At 58.3% G+C, this 15,465-nt stretch carries 15 protein-coding genes and 1 pseudogene; 10 read left to right on the top strand and 6 right to left on the bottom strand.

What is annotated here, in order from left to right; genetic code table 11:
- The first annotated feature begins 69 nt into the window (after window positions 1-69).
- Window positions 70-1,014 (top strand): DNA/RNA non-specific endonuclease, encoded by a 945-nt coding sequence (locus tag BLR20_RS02200; RefSeq protein ID WP_010436630.1) that lies wholly within the window; start codon window positions 70-72, stop codon window positions 1,012-1,014.
- A gap of 122 nt (window positions 1,015-1,136) precedes the next feature.
- Here BLR20_RS02200 and BLR20_RS02195 read toward each other — a convergent pair whose 3' ends face one another.
- The 5 genes from BLR20_RS02195 to BLR20_RS02175 all read right to left on the bottom strand — a co-directional run bounded on the left by BLR20_RS02195 (window position 1,137) and on the right by BLR20_RS02175 (window position 4,651).
- Window positions 1,137-1,973, bottom strand: a complete 837-nt coding sequence (locus BLR20_RS02195; RefSeq protein ID WP_032614655.1) for a DUF1206 domain-containing protein — start codon at window positions 1,971-1,973, stop codon at window positions 1,137-1,139.
- Between the two features lie 108 nt (window positions 1,974-2,081).
- Window positions 2,082-3,182 carry an SMP-30/gluconolactonase/LRE family protein gene (locus tag BLR20_RS02190; RefSeq protein WP_074594324.1) on the bottom strand — a complete coding sequence of 367 codons (1,101 nt, stop codon included), beginning with the start codon at window positions 3,180-3,182 and terminating at the stop codon, window positions 2,082-2,084.
- 110 nt (window positions 3,183-3,292) lie between these two features.
- Window positions 3,293-3,592, bottom strand: coding sequence for a hypothetical protein (locus BLR20_RS02185; protein ID WP_054992972.1), 300 nt, complete (start codon window positions 3,590-3,592; stop codon window positions 3,293-3,295).
- A 25-nt stretch (window positions 3,593-3,617) separates the two neighbouring features.
- A complete protein-coding gene (locus BLR20_RS02180; RefSeq protein WP_074594322.1) occupies window positions 3,618-4,127 on the bottom strand; it encodes a DUF2778 domain-containing protein in 510 nt (169 codons plus the stop codon).
- 23 nt (window positions 4,128-4,150) lie between these two features.
- The gene (locus BLR20_RS02175; protein ID WP_010436640.1) at window positions 4,151-4,651 is read right to left on the bottom strand and encodes an Hcp family type VI secretion system effector; all 501 of its coding nucleotides are present in this window, start codon (window positions 4,649-4,651) and stop codon (window positions 4,151-4,153) included.
- A gap of 329 nt (window positions 4,652-4,980) precedes the next feature.
- On the opposite strand from BLR20_RS02175, the gene BLR20_RS02170 reads away from it, so the two are divergent.
- From BLR20_RS02170 to BLR20_RS02160, 3 genes are all read left to right on the top strand, one after another.
- A complete protein-coding gene (locus BLR20_RS02170) occupies window positions 4,981-5,352 on the top strand; it encodes a hypothetical protein (protein ID WP_010436642.1) in 372 nt (123 codons plus the stop codon).
- A gap of 2 nt (window positions 5,353-5,354) precedes the next feature.
- Entirely contained in the window at window positions 5,355-5,537 is a 183-nt protein-coding gene (locus BLR20_RS02165; RefSeq protein ID WP_003315517.1) for a DUF1289 domain-containing protein, read from the top strand.
- Window positions 5,538-5,642: 105 nt separating this feature from the next.
- Window positions 5,643-6,896: an MFS transporter gene (locus tag BLR20_RS02160; RefSeq protein WP_010436646.1), complete on the top strand. Its 1,254-nt coding sequence runs from the start codon at window positions 5,643-5,645 to the stop codon at window positions 6,894-6,896.
- Between the two features lie 6 nt (window positions 6,897-6,902).
- On the opposite strand, the pseudogene BLR20_RS02155 reads toward BLR20_RS02160, so the two are convergent.
- Window positions 6,903-7,652: pseudogene (locus BLR20_RS02155) on the bottom strand (carbon-nitrogen hydrolase family protein).
- Window positions 7,653-7,813: 161 nt separating this feature from the next.
- On the opposite strand from BLR20_RS02155, the gene BLR20_RS02150 reads away from it, so the two are divergent.
- The 6 genes from BLR20_RS02150 (at window position 7,814) to BLR20_RS02125 (ending at window position 15,459) form a co-directional block, all read left to right on the top strand.
- The gene (locus BLR20_RS02150; RefSeq protein ID WP_054992974.1) at window positions 7,814-9,115 is read left to right on the top strand and encodes an Nramp family divalent metal transporter; all 1,302 of its coding nucleotides are present in this window, start codon (window positions 7,814-7,816) and stop codon (window positions 9,113-9,115) included.
- Window positions 9,116-9,300: 185 nt separating this feature from the next.
- On the top strand, window positions 9,301-11,412 hold the full coding sequence (locus BLR20_RS02145) for a TonB-dependent siderophore receptor (RefSeq protein WP_054992975.1): 2,112 nt from the start codon (window positions 9,301-9,303) through the stop codon (window positions 11,410-11,412).
- A 53-nt stretch (window positions 11,413-11,465) separates the two neighbouring features.
- On the top strand, window positions 11,466-12,194 hold the full coding sequence (locus BLR20_RS02140) for a DUF4198 domain-containing protein (RefSeq protein WP_054992976.1): 729 nt from the start codon (window positions 11,466-11,468) through the stop codon (window positions 12,192-12,194).
- Window positions 12,195-12,470: 276 nt separating this feature from the next.
- Complete coding sequence (gene purU / locus BLR20_RS02135) at window positions 12,471-13,337, top strand: formyltetrahydrofolate deformylase (protein WP_010436655.1); 867 nt, start codon at window positions 12,471-12,473, stop codon at window positions 13,335-13,337.
- Window positions 13,334-14,236, top strand: coding sequence for a bifunctional methylenetetrahydrofolate dehydrogenase/methenyltetrahydrofolate cyclohydrolase FolD (folD, locus tag BLR20_RS02130; protein ID WP_054992977.1), 903 nt, complete (start codon window positions 13,334-13,336; stop codon window positions 14,234-14,236). The genes purU and folD overlap by 4 nt, the downstream gene beginning before the upstream one ends.
- Window positions 14,218-15,459, top strand: coding sequence for an FAD-dependent oxidoreductase (locus tag BLR20_RS02125; protein ID WP_054992978.1), 1,242 nt, complete (start codon window positions 14,218-14,220; stop codon window positions 15,457-15,459). The genes folD and BLR20_RS02125 overlap by 19 nt, the downstream gene beginning before the upstream one ends.
- Window positions 15,460-15,465 lie beyond the last annotated feature (6 nt).

The raw sequence follows: 15,465 nt of genomic DNA, 5'->3' as shown, positions 1-15,465 counted from the left end.
GGCCTGACGCCGCTCTGTAACGCGTCTATGGTGAACTAACGATATTAATCCCCCACAGGAGCAAACACTGTGCCTGACAAGAAGTTCGCCATCGATCTCGCCTACCGGCCCCGCCTTGCCGACCTCAAGCCGCTGACGTCGACTACCACGCTGCTCGAGCCACAGGCGCTGGCCGCACCCCGTACCACACCGGCAAGCGACCTGAAAAAGCGCACCGGCTACGCCGAGAACTTCCTCGGTGATTTCATCGTGCCCTGGCCGACAGTTGACGAGGAACTTGCGCCGGATGTCTATCCTTTGAAGAACACAGGGGACCGCCTCGATTACACACACTTTTCCATCACCATGTCACGCAGTCGGCGTCTGGCGCTGTATGTCGGCGTCAACATCGATGGTGCCAATAGCGTAGAGGTCAAGCGCAGCAAGGATTCCTGGGCATTTGACGGCCGCCTGCCCGCCGAAGCGCAGATTGGCGAAAGCGTGTATGCCGACAACCTGCTGGATCGCGGCCATCTGGTCCGGCGTCAGGACCCTAACTGGGGCAAGGAAGCCGAAGTTGCCAACAGCGACACCTTCCACTTCACCAACTGCTCGCCGCAGATGGGTGCGTTCAATCAGAAGACCTGGCTGGAGCTGGAGGACTACATTCTCGAAAACACACGGCGCTGGAAATCACGGGTAACGGTATTCACCGGCCCGGTGCTGCGCGACGACGACCGCAGCTACCGCAACGTCAAAATCCCTTCGGCATTCTGGAAAGTCGTGGCCTTTCTAGGTGATGACGGCAAGCCTTCGGCAAGCGCCTACATGATCGACCAGACCCGCGAACTGGGTAAGCTGGATATCATGTTCGGGCCGCTCAAAACCTGGCAACGCAGCGTCGCGCAGATCGAACAACTCACCGGTATCCGCTTTGGCGACCTGTCCAGCTACGACGGGTTCTCCAACGAAGAGCGCCTCACCGGCACGCGCATCGAAGCCCAGATCCGCGGTCCGCAGGATATTCGGGTCTGACTTGCCGATAAGCTTCCGGCACATTGAGGCTGGAGTTACACGCAATCCGACGGACTGGCGTGCCAATGCTGTGCATTGGCGCGCCGTCAGCGGGTTCAGCGTCCTCTGACAAGGCGGTTGAATCAGCGGAAATGACGCGCCACGGCCTCCGGCGCGTCAGGCACATCCATATTGATACGGCGCCAGGCAGCCTGGGCAAAGCTGTACACCGAGAACGCGATCAGGCCCAGCGCCACGATCAGCAATACCAGGCCGCCTGCCGGCAGATCCTGCAAACCGTTGAGCGCATCTTTCATGCCCGGCGGGTGCATGGCCTGATAACTGGAACCGCTTACCGCCAGTAACACGGCAATTTCGATGAATGCCACGCCGCGGGCGATCAGGCCGAAGCGCGATACCGGACGCACGTACTTCATGACGTCTTCATCGGCCTCGAAATACTTCTCGAAGGACGCCTTGTAGCCCTTGATGATGTGCACAATGCCCAGCCCCAGTGGCACCAGGGCGACCACGTAGACCAGCAGATTGGAGTGATCCCAGGACAGAATGGCTGCCAGCAGGTCCTTGGCCTGGCCACCCTCCGATGAGCCTCCGGAGCTCTTCAGCCCACTGACCAGCAGGCCCAGGGCAAAGAAGGCCAGAGCACCATAGGTGAAACCGCCCACCAACAGACCTCCGCGAATCACCAGCCCCTTGAACTCGCGACCATGATGATCAACGTCTCGCGTAGCCTGCAAAACGCGCCATGCCGCGAACGCCAGCAGACCGACGATCACCACCCCGACCAGAACGCCGCCGAAGGGCTGACTCAACAGCGCTTCAAGACTGCTGTGGCTGTCGGCCGGCTGCGAGGATCCTTGCGCCGCCAGTACCGCGAACAGACCGATAATCAGATAAACAACACCACGGGCGGCATAGCCGCCTCGTGCAAGTAGAACAAGGCCGCGTTGCGCCGACATAAATAACTATCCCTGAAAGTAATTACAGGAACAGACAGGGCACAGCCCTAGGGGTTCGACCCGATTGACGACGCGTCGTGTCATGCGCCGTCATCGGGCCATACGCCGTCAGGCAAACGTGGCACCGCGGGCGTTCACGAACACCGAATAAAGCGAATGGCTGCTGGCCATGAACAGCCGATTGCCCTCTCGCCCGCCGAAGCAGATGTTGGCGCAGCGCTCGGGCAGGCTGATATGGCCGATGGGCTTGCCTTGAGGGTTGAACACTCGCACGCCGTCGAGTTTCTCCATATCTGCCTTGGGATCACCATTACCGCCCCAGCCGCACCACAGATTGCCGCTCTCGTCGCACTTGATGCCGTCGATGGCTGCGTAGTCCAGGCCTTCGATGAGCTTGCGCCGTTCGCCCAGCGTGCCGTCGTCATTGACCGCTATCGCCCAGATGAGACCGTGGGGTTTGGCGCGCCCTTCGACCACGTACAAAGTTTTCTCGTCCGGCGAAAAGCACAGGCCGTTCGGACCTGCCAGATCATCGATCACCCTGGAGACTTTGCCGTTCGAGGGATCGATGCGATAGACGCCGAAGGGTTGCTCCTGTTTGACCTTTTGACCTTCGTAGTTACTTTCGGCCTGGAAGGTAGGATCGGTGAACCAGATAGACCCATCACGTTTGCAGGCGATGTCGTTGGGCGAATTGAAAGGTTTGCGCTCGAAGCTGTCGGCCAGCACGGTGATGCGCCCGTTGTACTCGGTGCGCGTCACCCGCCGCCCCTCGTTGGTCGTGCTGGAGCCCTCACAAACCAGCAGCCGGCCCTGACGGTCGCGACACATGCCATTGGAAAAGTTCGAGTGCTCGCGGTACACCGACAGCTCACCCGTCACCTCGTCCCAGCGCATGATGCGATTGTTGGCGATGTCGCTGACCAGCAAGTAGCGACCGTCACCGATCCACACCGGCCCTTCGGCCCAGCGCATGCCGCTGGCCAGCTTCTCGACGCTGGCATTGAAGATTCGTATGTGGGTAAAGCTGTCGTCCAGCACACTGACCAGCGGGTCGGGGTAGCGCTGGGTCAGCGGCTGAGCACTGGAAAGACGCGGCAATGCGCCAATGGCGGCAACGGTTGCCGAAACCGCCAGCGACTGCTTGAGAAAGCCCCTGCGGCTGTGATCGGGTGTATTGCCTGACGATGAGAATTCCATGATGAGCATCCATTATCTTTATTATCGGAAAGGCGCGCGTCTTGCGGCCGCACGTCATCCTACAAGATACCGCTGGATGGCTTGAATAATGGCCGTGTGCGATCAGATTGCGTTGAGCATTATCTGCCAGCTCTCTTATTTGCTGCTGACTGCCGTTCTGCTCTGAACTTGTCAAGCATTTTAGCTGCGGTGCCTACAAGAAACGCCGATGGCACCAGCATTACGAATACCATCAAGGCAAGGAGCATGAACTCTCCATCCTCGCCACCGATTATGCCCAGGGTATTTGTAGCCGAAACATACAGATCGAGGCCTGCTTCAGTTTGAAGTAGCCAGCCTAGCAGACCCCATGCGACGAGCCATTTGGTAAGCAGTACAGAAAGCACCAGAATCAGCACACTGTGAAAGATGAGTTTCATTATTTTTTTCATTCTGGATTGTTCACTACTCACTAAAAACAGATACATCTATTACGCCATAATACTTCAGATTCGTTCCCGGAAGCGTTTCACCGCGCTGACTGCGAAGATACTTCTTGAGCTCATCGAATCCAACCTGAGAGTTAAGGGTGATACAGCCTTGGCTTATACCACGCGGCCCAACGGGATGGAGTCTAAAGGCGCCACGCCTTATATTATCAATGGTGGTCTGATCATCAACCTCTCCATCATCCCTGTAAAGAGCAAACCACTCCCCCCGGTCCGTACCAGCTATAAAATCCTGTATGGGCTCTTTAATCCAACCGAGATGCCCCCCACTTTGCCGATCAACGATGAAATATCGCCCCGCTGGAATGGCACCCTTTTTTTCCACAGACTGATACTGCGGGCTATTAACAAAAGGAACGCCCATACCTGAAAACGCTTCATAGCTAGCATGTCCGCAACGCAAATGACTTGTAGGCTTACCATTTAACAAAAAACGGCAGTATGCAATATTAGGATTATCAGACATTGGGCACCCGTCTCTTGCCAATATCAAGCATAGACTTTATTTTTTATGCCGTCCCATCCACCCGCGACCTGTCCGCCACCTTGGCCATCGGAACGCTTTTGCTGTGTATAGAGCATTTTTATACGCCCATAATTAAGACGTATTGTTTCAGTGGGAAATCCATTCTCGGCAGCGCCATTAGCATTGAGCGATACGGAAGAAATCATGACTTCTTCCAGTTTTATTTCTAGGTATTTAATTTTTTCTTCACCCGCCCGATTCACTGCAATAGTCACCTCATTAAAGTGCTTCCCACTGCAACAAGCCTCGTGCAGCTTGGGGGTAGATTTATCTACTGTTTTGCGAAAAAAGAAGTCACTCATAGTGGTTCGTCCGCTGCTCGCTCCACCAGCGCTAGTCGTCGACACTGAAGCTGACTGACTGGCACCCACATCAAAGTCGGAAAGCTCAATCCAGTTTTTGAACACTTCATCAAACGATTCGCCCGGAATACCTTCGATGTGCATATAGGTATCAAATGCCATGTAACGCTCCTTTTCGATACATTAAAAACAGCTCAACGGCCTGGCCTTTCAAGCCTGTAACGCTCTTTAGCCCAGCTGAAACTACATCGGTTTACTGACTACCAGACTACCTGAACTGCGATCACCCACTCCATCATCCCGGTCCGAAGATCATGAGGGACTCATCGCAAAATTGTGTTTAACAATAAACATTCATTTGTTTGTGGCGCGTCACGTGAAGGGTACCGACGCCAGGCGCCGTTCCCCGTTTTATGTGGTTGATCAGTACTGCGAGCAATACCGGCATAAGGTATCGTGACCATCTTTCCCTCTACACTCCAAGGTCCACCATGCCATCCAGCAAACGCGAACAGGCCCGGACAGATCGGCGTCTGGTGAGCGCTCTGACGCACGCCTGCGAGACTGCCAAGGCCGAGATGCCCGGTTTCTGCTGGCTAACTCATGAAGTCGATTACGCGGCGTTCCCGGCCAGCCTGCAGGTGGTGTGGGTGTTTGATACGCTGGCCGACAAGAACGCCGCGCTGGCCCGCGGGCTGGTGGAGCGGATGATCGGGCTGACGGTAGAGGCACTTGACGATGCTCAGGTCAGCCTGTCGAATCCATCGGCTCATGTGCATGTCGACTGCGAAGAGCTGTGCCTGCGCGAGAACGCGGGCGACTGGCAGCAGCGCATCAAACGCAAATACGCCAGACGAGGTTGAGCATGGCCAAGGACATCGAAAACCCGTGCATTTCCGTATGCCAGCTCAGCGGCGATCTGTGCGTGAGCTGCGGGCGTACCAAGGACGATATCCGCAAGTGGAAGCGCATGAAACGGCCTGAAAAAATGGCTGCCGTGCAACGTGCGACCCAGCGGCTGAAAAGCCTGCAGAAAAAGAGCATTTGAAGCCTAAATTTCATCTTCGGTGTGGAAACTTCTTTAAAACGGCCCGGGTCAGTATTACCCGTGACTCGGTTGCCTGGGGTCGGACGAATTACAGGAACTTCACTCTTGGTCAGTCATGCAGATCGCCGCAACACCCTTTCACTGGATAGCCTGAACTTCTTCCTTGCCGATGTCCGCGATGGCCTGGGCCCGTATCTGGCGATCTATCTGCTGGCGGTGCACAAATGGGACCCGGCCAGCATCGGTGTGGTGATGACCATTGCCGGCATTGCCGGGCTGCTGACCCAGACACCTGCCGGGGCGCTGATCGACCGCACGCCCTACAAGCGCGCCATGATCGGTGTGGCGGCCTTGCTGGTGACGCTGAGTTGCCTGATTCTGCCCTTCACTTCGTCTTTTTCCATCGTTGCCCTGACCCAAGCGTTGAGCAGCATCGCGGCCTCGGTATTTGCACCGGCCATCGCGGCCATTTCGCTGGGCATCACCGGGCCCAAAGCGTTTACCCGCCGTACCGGGCGCAACGAAACGTTCAACCACGCAGGTAATGCCTGCGCAGCCCTTCTGGCTGGCGGCTTCGCCTATCTATTCGGGCCTATTGCGGTGTTTTACCTGATGGCCGCGATGGCGCTGGCGAGTATTGTCGCGGTCAGCTTTGTTTCCGCAGACGCCATCGATCACGACGTGGCTCGGGGCTTTGACGCCAGTCACGACGTCAGTGGTCATCAACCTTCGGGCCTTTCTGCGCTGTTAAGCAACAAGCCGCTGCTGATGTTCGGTATCTGCTGCGCCCTCTTCCATCTGGCTAACGCGGCGATGCTGCCGCTGGTGAGTCAGAAGCTGTCACAGATCAACATGCAAATGGCAACGCCGCTGACCTCGGCGTGCATCGTTGCAGCCCAACTGGTGATGGTACCGGCCGCGCTGCTGGTAGGCATGAAAGCCGATGTCTGGGGGCGCAAGCCGCTGTTGCTGGCCGGCTTTCTGTTCTTGCCGATTCGCGGTGTGCTTTACACCCTTTCCGACGATCCCTATTGGCTGGTGGCGGTCCAGATGCTCGACGGCATCGGCGCGGGCTTGTTCGGTGCCCTGTTCCCATTGATGGTCAAGGACCTCACTCAAGGCAGCGGACGTTTCAACGTGAGCCTTGGGGCGCTGTCGACGCTGTTCGGGCTGGGCGCAGCGCTGAGCAACAGCCTGGCGGGTTTTGTCGTGCATGCAGCAGGTTACAGCGCAGCATTTCTCACCCTTGCCGGTGTGGCAGCGGTCGCGTTCTGCCTGTTGTGGCTGACCGTGCCGGAGACCCTTTCACCCTCGCATAACCAACCCGGGCTCAAACCGGAAAATGCCGTGGGCGCGTGAAACGCCTTAGTCCACCGTAACCGCTCTGACCTGCCAGCCCTCGCGCTGGCGGGTCGCGACGACCAGACCACCTCCTTCACTTTGCATCCCGCCGACCCAACGCCCTGCTTCGTCCTACAGACCGCTGCGCCCCGCCGACAGCCAGCCGCCAGTTGCCCCGCCATGATTGGCCATCAACACCGGCAGCGAGTGACGGCGGGCATGCCCCGAAAGCAGTCCGGCATCGTATTCATAGCCGCCCGGCGAGATCAGCACACTGGCTGCGTACAACCAGGCTCCACCTTGTGCCATGCGTTGCGCGTGCTCGGCGTGGCTGAAGTCTGCACATACGCACAGACCGATTCGGTGCTGATCAAGTAGCAGATAGCAGTCCTGATTGCCGGCAGTGAATACGGCGTCTTCACCGGGATGCAGGTATTGCTTGGCATAGGCGATGACATCGCCCGCGGCGGTGAAGGTCAATGCACCGATCAGGACACTGTCGCTCGGCCCCCTGAGTGGCACGCCAACGGTGGTCGTCAATTGCAATTTCACAGCCAGTGCCGCGAGCGGCGCCAAACGTGCATCGTCTGCAAGCAAGGCCAGCTCGCGAGCCAGATCCGGTTCGTAGCCTGTCAGTGACAATTCGGGAAACAGCAAGTAACTGGCGCCCAGTTCGGCTGCACGTTGCATGAACGCCAGGTGCCCGGAGAGGTTGTGCTGGATATCTCCACGTCTAGAGCAGAATTGGGCAGCGGCAAGTATTGGAAACGTCATTGGCTCTCCAGGGAAAACGAGATTGGCAGACGCAAGCTTAGCCCGCGTTGCAGCTGGTTCACACGTAGTTACATTTTTACCAGAGACCCATGTTGTATGACGTCCTATCTTGTCTGGCAGTGACTGACATCTCATTACAATAAAAAACGGAGATTCACCGCATGCCGCAAACCCCGTCTTTCAAAGAAACGTCCACGCCAGTAGCCGAACCCCGTCTCAAGAAACTTGCCAAGCTATTGGGGCCCGGCATTATCGCCGTGCTGTCCTGGCTGGGCGCGGGCGACCTGATCACCTCATCGGTTGCGGGCGCCAGTTATGGCTACGCCATGATGTGGGTACTGGCGATTTCGCTTTTGCTCAGGTTCCTGATCGTCAACATCATCGCCCGCTTCCAGCTCTGCAATAACCAGGGCATGACCATCCTTCAGGGTTATGCGCAACTGCACCCGCTGTTCGCCTGGTTCATGCTTGCCTACGCATTGCTGATGGGCCATTTGATCAACGCCTATATGATCAAGGGCGCCGGCGAGGCGCTTGCCATGCTGCTGCACATCAACCAGCCACTGCTCTGCTCCGTTGCCGTGGTGATTGCCGTGTGGCTGCTGGTGGGGCGCAATATCTACGCAATGATCGAAGGCGTGATGAAGGTACTGCTGGCCATCATGACCCTGGCATTTCTGACCCTGGCGATCATGTCCGGCCCCGATGTCACCGGCATCATCAAGGGCACCATCGGCTTCAGTATTCCACCCGATGAAGGCGTGCACGGCGCGCTGCTGGTAGCGGTCTCGGTGATCGGTGCCGTGGCCGGGTCCATCGCCAACTTCGTCCACCCTTACGTGATGCGTGAAAAAGGCTGGACCGGCCCCGAGCACAAGCGCATCCAGCGCAACGATCTGCTGTTCGCGGTGATCGTCGGCATCATCATCAACCTGGCCATCTGGGTGGTAGGCGTCGAAATCCTGCGGCCCAACGGCATTCAGGTCAATACCCTGGCCGACCTGGGCAAGGCACTGGAAATCTTCTTCGGCCCGCTGGGCTGGTACATCTTCTTCATCGGCGTGTTCGCCACGCTGTTTGCCAGTATTTCCGGCAAGACCACAGCCTTTCCGATGCTGATCACCGATGCCTTCCAGCACATCCAGCCCAAGCGCCGCGAACGCTACGGCAAAGTGTTCCACAACGACCCGATGCACCGCTGGTTCATGCTGTTCATTCTGGTCACCCCGCTGATCTGGTCGCTGCCCGGCATGCCGGACTTCGTGACCCTGACGCTGGGTGTCAACGCGCTGAATATCATCGGGTTGCCCGTCATCTCGCTGGGGCTGCTGATCATGTCCAATCAGAAGTCACTGTTGAGCAAGGAATACCGCAACAACTGGTTCGAGAACATCGCGCTGACCTTCGCCACCGGACTGGCGTTGTGGGTGGCATTTCAACTCGGGACAGAGATGCTGGCATGAGTGAGCAAGGTCCATTTCATCGACTGAAATGGACCTTGCACGTTATCCCCTTTCCCACCACGTGAATCCTGAGCATCAACCCGGGATGCCTGCTGATAGATGCCGCGTTTACATCGCCCTTAACAAACAGCAATAATTCTCAAAGGAGATGTTATATTGTATCTATTCTAATCAGGAAGTCTCACATGTCGTCTCGTAGAATCGCGTCTCTGGCAGGCTTGGCAATCGGGGTTTTTGGCAATACGGGTTACGCGGAGGAAAGCCCGCAGACCATTGAACTGGAAAGCGTCAACGTCACTTCCGACTATCAGTACGAAACGGCGACCAGCCCGGTCCAGGGCTATCGCGCCACCCGCTCGGCCACGGCCACCAAAACCGATACCGCCATCGCGGATATTCCGCAGTCGATCAGCGTGGTGCCTGCTTCGGTGCTCAAGGACCTCGGCAGCAACAATGTCGAGCGCGCGCTGGATTTTGCCGGGGGCGTATCGAAGCAGAATAACTTCGGCGGCCTGACGCTTTACGAGTACAGCATCCGCGGCTTTACCACGTCCGAATTCTACAAGGACGGCTTCAGCGCCAACCGCGGCTACCCTGCCACGCCGGATGCCGCAAACATCGAGCGTATCGAAGTGCTGAAAGGCCCCGCCGCCAGCCTGTATGGGCGTGGCGATCCGGGCGGCACGGTCAATATCGTCACCAAAAAACCCCAGCGTGAAGCATTTACCACCTTGCAGACCAGCGCAGGCAGTTGGGATCGCTATCGCACCGCGCTGGACGTCAACACTCCGCTGGATGAAGAAGGCAATCTGCTGTCACGGGTCAATCTGGCTGTCGAAGACAACAACAGCTTTCGTGACCATGTAGAGAGCAAACGGGTGTTTGTCGCCCCGTCCTTCAGCTGGCAATTGAACCCTGACACCAGTCTGCTGGTGGAAACCGAGTTTGTGCGCCACACATCGACTTTCGACCGAGGCGTGGTCGCCCCCAATAACAAGTGGAGTGGCGTATCCCGCTCGACCTTCCTCGGCGAGCCGGACGATGACATCGATAACGACAACAACATGGTCCAGTTCGCGCTGGACCACCAGCTCAACGATGTGTGGTCGCTGCGTCTGGCCAGCCATTACAAACAGGGGGAGATGTCGGGTTTTGCCAGCGAGGCGCGCCCGCTGAACGCCGACGGGCACACTGTCAATCGCCGTTATCGTGAGCGCGACAACAACTGGCATGACAGCATCACCCAGTTGGAGTTACGCGGTCGTTTCGACGGCATGGGGGTCGAGCACGAAGTGCTGATCGGCACTGAGTACGAGAACTATCGCAAGAACGAACGCGTCACGACCATCGCCGGCAGCCCCTACGCCATCGACATCTACAACCCGGTCTATGGCCAGCCGAAACCTGCTGGCGCACGCTCCGGTACTGATTTTTACGAGCATGTCGAAAGCCGTGCGCTGAACCTGCAGGACCAGATTGTCTTTACCGACAAACTGCGCGGCATGATCGGGGCACGCTACGAACACTTTGATCAGCAGGTCGATGATTTCACCACCAACGCCACCTCAGGGCAGCGCCAGGACGCTTTCACTCAGCGCGCCGGACTGCTTTATCAGCTCACGCCGCAGGTAGGCCTGTTCGCCAACGCCTCCACCTCTTTCAAGCCCAACAATGGCCTGGATGCCGCCGGCAAAACCTTCGACCCGGAAGAAGGCGTCGGCTACGAGGTCGGCATCAAGAGTGAATTGTTTGACGATCGCCTGAGCACGACCCTCGCCGCCTTTCATATCGAGAAGGAAAACGTTCTCGCCCTTGATCCTGGCACCGACACCAATCGCGCGGTGGGCAAGGCTCGCAGCCAGGGTTTCGACCTGCAGTTTACCGGGCAGGTCAGCGAAGCCATTCGGGTCATCGGTGCCTTCGCCTACATTGACGCCGAAGTGACCAAGGGCGACCAGACCATCCCCACGGGCAGTCGCATCCTCGGTGTCGCCAAACACAGCGGCAGCCTGCTGGGCGTCTATGAGTTCCAGGAAGGCGCATTGCGCGGCTCGGACGTGGGCGCTGCGTACACCTACGTCGGCGATCGCTCGGGGCAGTCGGGCTCTGACTTCGAACTGCCGGCCTACCAGACCGTAGACCTGCTGGCGCATTACAAAGCCAGCGACAACGTCACGGTGGGTCTGAACCTGAACAACATTTTCGATGAAAAATACTACGAGCGCTCCTACAGCAACTACTGGGTCGCGCCTGGCGAACCGCGCAACTTCACGGTCAGCCTGACCCTCAGTCTCTGACGCCCATGACCACCCGATTCACAACACCCCGCTCCCAACAACAAGGACGCATCATGCTTTCAAGCAAACCTTTCCTGGCCCTGGGCCTGCTCGGCGCTTTGTTCGCCAGTCACGTCAATGCGCACGGTCTGTGGACCGAACAGCGTCGCGGCAATATCGAAGTGGTCTACGGTCATGGCGCGGAAGACAATGCCTTCAAGGCACAGAAGGTCAGCGGTGCGTGGGCCTACGACCTGCAGGGCAAAATGATCCCGGTGACGGTACAACGCCTTGAGGACCACGCGCGTCTGGTGCCGCTCAAGCCGCCTGCGGTAATGAGCGTAGCGCTGGATAACGGCATGTGGACGCGCAACGCCGAGAAGAAATGGATCAATGAAGGACGCAGCAAAGTGCCCAACGGCACCGACTCCATCCACACCTTCAAATACAGCGTGGCCATTTATGCCGAAGGCGCGCATCTGCCAGCATTCAACAAGCTGAATTTCGTGATCGTGCCGCAGACCGACCCCTTGAAAGTCGGCGCAGGCAAACCACTGCCGGTGCGCGTACTGATCGACGGCAAACCTGCCGCCGGTATCAAGCTGATCGGCGATTACCGCAGCGCACCGGACGTCGTCAGCGCCGAAACCGATGCACAAGGCCTGGCCAGCGTCATCGTGCGTAATGAGGGGCTGAATGTCATCGCGGCCGAGGTCACACTACCCGTCAAGGACAACGCCGACATCGCCGAACGCGGCTTGTTTACCTCGCTGACGTTTGTCGGTGAGACGCATCACGAGTAACCCCACTTCCTGCTTTCGGAAAACGCCTGCTGCAGGCGTTTTCTGTCTTCAGGAGCGTGAGCCTGAGCTCCGCTCCCCCGGCTGCCTCGCCCCTCCATATTCCCTTTAGTAAACAAAGTTTCCAGAAACCTCTGGACGCTGGATTTCCTTTCGCCTATAAAAAAGCCTTCAAGAATATTAAATTCCTGTAGAGAATTTTATTCATCGACGAAACACCTCTGCATCTGACCTTTTTCGCCCTGCGCCAAACTGCCGCCACCCTTCAGAGGACACGCCATGCAACACGAGAAGAACCATTTCATCCTGAAGATCAGCTGCCCGGCGACCTCCGGCATTGTCGCGGCGGTGACTTCCTACCTGGCTGGCAACAGCTGCTACATCGGTGAAATGGCCCAGTTCGACGATGAGTACAGCGGTACTTTTTTCATGCGCGCAGTGTTTCGCTTCAACGATGGTCATGAGGGCGACATCCAGCAGTTGAAAGCCGGCTTCGACGCTGTGGCCAACGACTTTGCCATGCAGTGGGAGCTGCATGACACGCGCCGGCCGATGCGTGTGCTGCTGATGGTCAGCAAGTTCGATCACTGCCTGACCGACCTGCTGTACCGCTACCACAAGGGCGAAATGGACATGACCATCACCGCCATCGTCTCCAATCACCTGGACCTGCGGCCGATGGCCGAACGTGAGGGTATTCGCTTCATTTACCTGCCCGTGACCAAAGAGACCAAGGCTGCGCAGGAAGCCGCGCTGATGAAGGTGGTCGATGAGACCGGCACCGAGCTGGTGGTGCTGGCGCGCTACATGCAGATTCTCTCCGACGACCTGTGCCAGCAACTGGCGGGTCGGGCGATCAATATCCATCACTCGTTTCTGCCGGGTTTCAAGGGTGCCAAGCCCTACCATCAGGCTTACGAGCGCGGCGTGAAGCTGATCGGTGCCACCGCGCATTACGTCACCAGCGACCTGGACGAAGGTCCGATCATCGAACAGGAAGTGCAGCGCGTCGATCACGTCTATCTGCCTGCCGACCTGGTCGCGGCGGGACGCAATAACGAAACCATCGCGCTCTCGCGGGCAGTCAAATACCACCTGGAGCACCGCGTGTTTCTCAACACGGATCGAACGGTGGTGTTCCGATGAGTGCACACATCATCGACGGCAAGGCCGCCGCCGCTCGCGTTCTGCAGCAGATCAGACACGACGTAGAAAACTTGAAGGCCGAAGGGATCGAACCGGCACTGGCGGTCATTCTGGTCGGTAACGACGCGGCCAGTGAAGTCTACGTACGCAACAAGATCCTGCGCGCCGAGGAAGCCGGCATTCGCTCGCTGGAACACCGTCTGCCGGCCGACAGCAGCCAGGCCCGCTTACTGGCGTTGATTGCCGAATTGAACGCCGACAACACGGTGAACGGCATTCTCCTGCAACTGCCCTTGCCCGCTCACCTAGAAGAAAACCGCGTCCTGCAGGCTATAGATCCGGGCAAGGACGTTGACGGTTTTCACAGTGAGAACGTCGGTGGCCTGAGTCAGGGACGCAATGTACTGACGCCCTGCACGCCCAGCGGCTGCCTGCACTTGCTCGAAGAAACCTGCGGCGATCTGAGCGGCAAGCATGCGGTGGTGATCGGTCGTTCCAACATCGTTGGCAAGCCCATGGCCGCCCTGCTGCTGCAAGCGCATTGCTCGGTGACGGTGGTGCATTCGCGAAGTACCGACGCCAGGGCCTTGTGTCAGTTGGCCGACATCGTCGTGGCGGCGGTTGGCCGTCCGCGCCTGATCGATGCCAGCTGGCTCAAGCGCGGCGCGGTGGTGATCGACGTCGGTATCAACCGCATCGAGGACCACGGCCGTAGCCGCCTGGTGGGCGATGTGGATTTCGACAGCGCCAGCGAAGTCGCTGCTGCCATCACCCCGGTTCCAGGCGGCGTCGGCCCGATGACCATCGCTTTTCTGATGAAAAACACCGTGACTGCTGCCCGGCAGCAGGCCCACGCGCAACGCAGCCAATCGGAGGCCGTATGCCTTTCAACCTGTTGAAATACGGGCTCAGCTCGGAGTACCCGGTAGAGGTAGATCTGCCTGCGCCCAAGGAACTCAAGTCCTCCTACGACGTGGTGATCATCGGCGGTGGCGGGCATGGTCTGGCCACCGCTTACTACCTGTCGAAATACCACGGCATCACCAATATCGCCGTGCTGGAAAAAGGTTACCTGGGCGGCGGCAATACGGCGCGCAACACGGCGGTGATTCGCTCCAATTACCTGACCAGCGAAGGCGTGAAGTTCTATGCCGAGTCGGTGAAGATGTTTCAGGGCCTGTCCAACGAGTTCGACTTCAACATCATGTACTCCGAGCGCGGCCAACTGACCCTCGCGCATACCGATGCCACGGTCCGCTCGTTTCGCCAGCGCGCCGAGGTCAACAAGCATTTCGGCGGCCGCACCGAGATGATCGACCGCCAGCAGATCCGCGAACTGGTGCCTAGCCTCAATCTGGACCCCGGCCATCTGCCGGTTCTGGCAGGCCTGTGGCACATCGACGGCGGCACCGCCCGGCATGACGCGGTTGCCTGGGGCTACGCCAAGCAGGCGGCCAAGCGCGGTGTGGAGATTCATCAACTGACCGAAGTGCAGGAACTGGTGATCGAGAACGGCACCCTCACTGCGGTGAAGACCAATCGCGGCACCATCCAGTGCGGATGCGCCGTGCAGGCGGTGGCAGGCATGAGTTCGCAGATGATGAAGAAGGCCGGGATTCGCTCGCCGATTCAGACCTTCCCCCTGCAGGCGATGGTCACTCAACCCTTCAAACCCTTCCTCGACCCGCTGGTGAGTTCGTCCGCCCTGCACTGCTATGTGCAACAGACCAGCCGTGGCGAAGTGGTGTTTGGCGGCGGCTCTGATCCCTACCCGTTGTTCAACAGCCGCTCGACGCTGGACCTAAAGGAAAGCCTGCTGGCCCACGCCATCGAGATGTTTCCGTTTCTGGCCAACGCCAAACTGATGCGCCAATGGGCCGGGATCACCGACATGACCCCGGATTACAGCCCGATCATGGGCCTCTCTCCGGTCAGGAATTACTACCTGGATGCGGGCTGGGGCACCTGGGGCTTCAAGGCGACGCCGATCTGCGGCAAGACCATGGCTGAACTGGTGGCCAGCGGCGGCAAGGTACCCGAGTTGATCAAGCCATTCGCGCTCGAACGCTTCTCGACCTTTCAGCAAGTCAACGAAATGGGCGCAACAGCGGCCAGCCACTGACGGAGA

Source organism: Pseudomonas congelans (genome assembly GCF_900103225.1).
Classification (GTDB): domain Bacteria; phylum Pseudomonadota; class Gammaproteobacteria; order Pseudomonadales; family Pseudomonadaceae; genus Aquipseudomonas; species Aquipseudomonas congelans.
This window is presented reverse-complemented; position numbering and strand designations above follow the sequence as displayed.

Bases quoted from the DNA above. Each gene is read 5' to 3' on its own strand.
- BLR20_RS02190 (WP_074594324.1), bottom strand. From the start codon at position 3,182: ATGCTCATCATGGAATTCTCATCGTCAGGCAATACACCCGATCACAGC.
- BLR20_RS02140 (WP_054992976.1), top strand. From the start codon at position 11,466: ATGCTTTCAAGCAAACCTTTCCTGGCCCTGGGCCTGCTCGGCGCTTTG.
- BLR20_RS02165 (WP_003315517.1), top strand. From the start codon at position 5,355: ATGGCCAAGGACATCGAAAACCCGTGCATTTCCGTATGCCAGCTCAGC.
- BLR20_RS02150 (WP_054992974.1), top strand. From the start codon at position 7,814: ATGCCGCAAACCCCGTCTTTCAAAGAAACGTCCACGCCAGTAGCCGAA.
- folD (WP_054992977.1), top strand. From the start codon at position 13,334: ATGAGTGCACACATCATCGACGGCAAGGCCGCCGCCGCTCGCGTTCTG.
- BLR20_RS02185 (WP_054992972.1), bottom strand. From the start codon at position 3,592: ATGAAACTCATCTTTCACAGTGTGCTGATTCTGGTGCTTTCTGTACTG.
- BLR20_RS02195 (WP_032614655.1), bottom strand. From the start codon at position 1,973: ATGTCGGCGCAACGCGGCCTTGTTCTACTTGCACGAGGCGGCTATGCC.
- BLR20_RS02175 (WP_010436640.1), bottom strand. From the start codon at position 4,651: ATGGCATTTGATACCTATATGCACATCGAAGGTATTCCGGGCGAATCG.
- purU (WP_010436655.1), top strand. From the start codon at position 12,471: ATGCAACACGAGAAGAACCATTTCATCCTGAAGATCAGCTGCCCGGCG.
- BLR20_RS02180 (WP_074594322.1), bottom strand. From the start codon at position 4,127: ATGTCTGATAATCCTAATATTGCATACTGCCGTTTTTTGTTAAATGGT.
- BLR20_RS02170 (WP_010436642.1), top strand. From the start codon at position 4,981: ATGCCATCCAGCAAACGCGAACAGGCCCGGACAGATCGGCGTCTGGTG.
- BLR20_RS02145 (WP_054992975.1), top strand. From the start codon at position 9,301: ATGTCGTCTCGTAGAATCGCGTCTCTGGCAGGCTTGGCAATCGGGGTT.
- BLR20_RS02125 (WP_054992978.1), top strand. From the start codon at position 14,218: ATGCCTTTCAACCTGTTGAAATACGGGCTCAGCTCGGAGTACCCGGTA.